General features: G+C 51.3%; 2 protein-coding genes and 1 pseudogene. 2 read left to right on the top strand and 1 reads right to left on the bottom strand.

Going from position 1 to position 2770, the window contains the following annotated elements:
* The first annotated feature begins 174 nt into the window (after positions 1–174).
* Both BCA33_RS18945 and BCA33_RS18940 read left to right on the top strand, forming a co-directional pair.
* Positions 175–1598, top strand: a pseudogene (locus tag BCA33_RS18945) (MBL fold metallo-hydrolase RNA specificity domain-containing protein).
* Positions 1599–1768: 170 nt separating this feature from the next.
* Entirely contained in the window at positions 1769–2137 is a 369-nt protein-coding gene (locus BCA33_RS18940; RefSeq protein WP_071268292.1) for a histone-like nucleoid-structuring protein, MvaT/MvaU family, read from the top strand.
* A 76-nt stretch (positions 2138–2213) separates the two neighbouring features.
* On the opposite strand, the gene BCA33_RS18935 is transcribed toward BCA33_RS18940, so the two are convergent.
* Positions 2214–2597 (bottom strand): GGDEF domain-containing protein, encoded by a 384-nt coding sequence (locus tag BCA33_RS18935; protein ID WP_071268290.1) that lies wholly within the window; start codon positions 2595–2597, stop codon positions 2214–2216.
* Positions 2598–2770 lie beyond the last annotated feature (173 nt).

The following is a 2770-nucleotide window of genomic DNA, read 5'->3' as shown; positions in this document are numbered from 1 at the left end:
GGTGAGGGGAGCCAAACCCCCGGGGCCTGAGAGCCGTGCAGTTAGCCCCTCTCCCCCGGCCCGTCTCCCAGGGTGAGGGGAGTTAAACCCCCGAGGCTTGAGAGCGGTGCAGTTAGCCCCTCTCCTTGCGGGAGAGGGGTTGGGGAGAGGGGACTACAACAAGGATTGTTGAATATGATAAACATAACCCACCACGGCGCCACCACAGGCGTTACTGGCTCCTGCCACGAGCTGACTCTTAATGCAGAGCCAACTCCCACTTCCAAACCTTCTTCTGCCGGTATCCTTATTGACTGCGGCCTGTTCCAGGGGCAGGAAAAGGGGGATGGTGCCAGCGCCTCCGATCTCTCCGTTGATTTTCCTATTGAGCATATCCGTGCCCTGGTTGTCACTCATGTGCACATTGACCATGTGGGCCGTATTCCGTATTTATTGGCAGCGGGGTTTGAGGGGCCGATTATCTGTTCGGAACCTTCCGCCATTATGTTGCCTTCCATTCTGGAAGATGCCTTAAAAATCGGTTTTACCCGGAACAAAGCGCTGATTGAGCGGGTGCTGGGGTTGATTCGTTCCCGGCTTGTGCCTGTGCCTTATGGGCAGTGGCATGAGGTGTTTGCGGAGCCGGGTTGTTCGCTCTCGGTTCGTTTACAGCGCGCGGGGCATATTCTGGGGTCGGCGTATGTTGAGTGTGATGCAGCTTCCGGAGGTGAGCGAGAGCGTGTGGTGTTCAGTGGCGATTTGGGCGCGCCTCATGCGCCTTTGCTGCAGGAGCCTGCCTCGCCGGAGCGGGCCGATCGTTTGGTGATTGAAAGCACCTACGGTGATAAGGATCACGAGAGCCGGGAGGCGCGGCGCTATCGTTTAAAAGCGATTCTGGAGCGAGCGCTGGAGGATGGCGGCACGGTGTTGATTCCGGCGTTCAGTATTGGCCGCACTCAGGAGCTGTTGTATGAAATAGAAGGCCTGATACACGAATTTCGAAACGACTCTGTAGCGGATGGTGTGGCCTGGGGCGATTTGGACATTGTGGTGGATTCGCCTCTCGCAGCAAAGTTCACCAGCATCTATCGCAAGCTGAAGCCGTTCTGGGATGGGGAGGCGGCGGATCTGGTTCGCCAAGGCAGGCACCCGCTTTCGTTTGAGCAGTTAACGGTCATTGATTCCCACGCGGATCATTTGAACGCTGTTGAGTATCTTGCGCGCTCCCATCGCCCTGTGTGGTACTGGCCGGTTCGGGGATGTGTGCCGGGGGTAGGGTGGTTAATTATCTTAAGGCGATGCTTGGTGAAGCCAGAAACGATGTGTTGTTTGTAGGCTACCAGGCGGCCGGTACACCTGGGCGGGATATTCTTACTTATGGTGCCCGGGGCGGTTGGGTAACACTGGATGATGAGCGTTTTGATATACGGGCCAGGGTGCATCAGGTGGGTGGTTATTCTGCCCACGCCGGGCAATCGGATTTAATTCGCTTTATTGAAGGTATTCCAAAGAAGCCTGCTGAAATTCGTATTGTGCATGGAGATGAGGCGGCAAAGCAGGCGTTTAAACAGTGCCTTGTTGAACTGAATTATCTGCGCGTATTGATACCCGACGAATAAAATGTATAAGCGGTTATTTAGATCGATTAAAGAGTGTTAAACGAATATTCTTTGCCATATGTAATATTATGAATTACTATCTCTTTGGATTTTGGCGAGCTCTTGAACTGATGCGTACATTAGCGAAGTTTGAGTTTTAGAACCCACATAGAATTTAAGGTTTTAATTCCATGGCAAAGATTAATGATTATTACCAGAAGAAGCAGCTTATGGAAAAGCTGGCAACCGAGATTAATCAACTGGAGCAAGATCAGGCTCTGAAGAGTGAGCTGGCGTTTGAGAACAGCATTCGTGAGTTGATGGCAGAGTACGATAAGACGCCCAAGCATGTGCTTCAGATTCTGGGCGCGATCGATCCTTCTATCGCCGGAGCCAAGGCGGAAGGCAGCACGGGCACTCGTGCCAAGCGCCCCATGAAAACTTATAAGAATCCGCACACCGGTGAGGAAGTTCAAACTCGCGGTGGCAATCACAAGATTCTGAACGAGTGGCGTCAAAAGCACGGCAAAGAAGCAGTGCAGAGCTGGCAGCAAGACTGATCAGTTAAAGAATATAAAAAGGGCCGGGTGATTTGTTCATCCGGCCCTTTTTTGTTAGTGCTAGGCAGATCAAACGTTACTCAGAAACAACAACCAGGTTTCTTCCGCCTTTTTTTGCTGTATATAGAGCTTCATCTGCTTGCTGCATCCATGTCATATGGTTTTCCGGGCTACCAGTTAATTGCGAGATTCCCACGCTTACTGTGTATTGAATAGGCGCCACGCTGGTCTGAACTATGCTTTGTTCGATGCTCTCCCGTATACGCTCACATATGATGCGAGCCCCTTCCGCATCGGTCTCCGGTAATATAATTCCGAATTCTTCGCCACCATAGCGGCCAATGCTGTCGGATTGTCGTAAATTGCTTTTGGCCGTTGCTGCGGTGTGTTTAATAACTTCGTCGCCCGCCAAGTGGCCGTGGTTATCATTTACCTTTTTAAAGAAATCGATATCAAACATCACTAGTGTTTCGTCTGTTTAATTCGCTGATCCATATCGGGTATAATAAGAGCTATCCATCAGCAATAAAAGGCTCCCATTGTGGCCAAACCCGCAGCGCCGTTTAATCTAACTGTAAACGATCAGTTGGAACTCGAAAGTTGGTGCCGAACCAATACCCTGAGCCAGCATCT

This window comes from Marinobacter sp. AC-23, from assembly GCF_001858325.1.
Taxonomy (GTDB): Bacteria; Pseudomonadota; Gammaproteobacteria; order Pseudomonadales; family Oleiphilaceae; genus Marinobacter.
Note: the sequence above shows the minus strand (reverse complement) of the source record. Positions and strands in the feature narration are given on the sequence as shown.

Excerpts from the sequence above, each read along its gene's own strand:
- BCA33_RS18935 (WP_071268290.1), bottom strand. The coding sequence starts at position 2,597 with ATGTTTGATATCGATTTCTTTAAAAAGGTAAATGATAACCACGGCCAC.
- BCA33_RS18940 (WP_071268292.1), top strand. The coding sequence starts at position 1,769 with ATGGCAAAGATTAATGATTATTACCAGAAGAAGCAGCTTATGGAAAAG.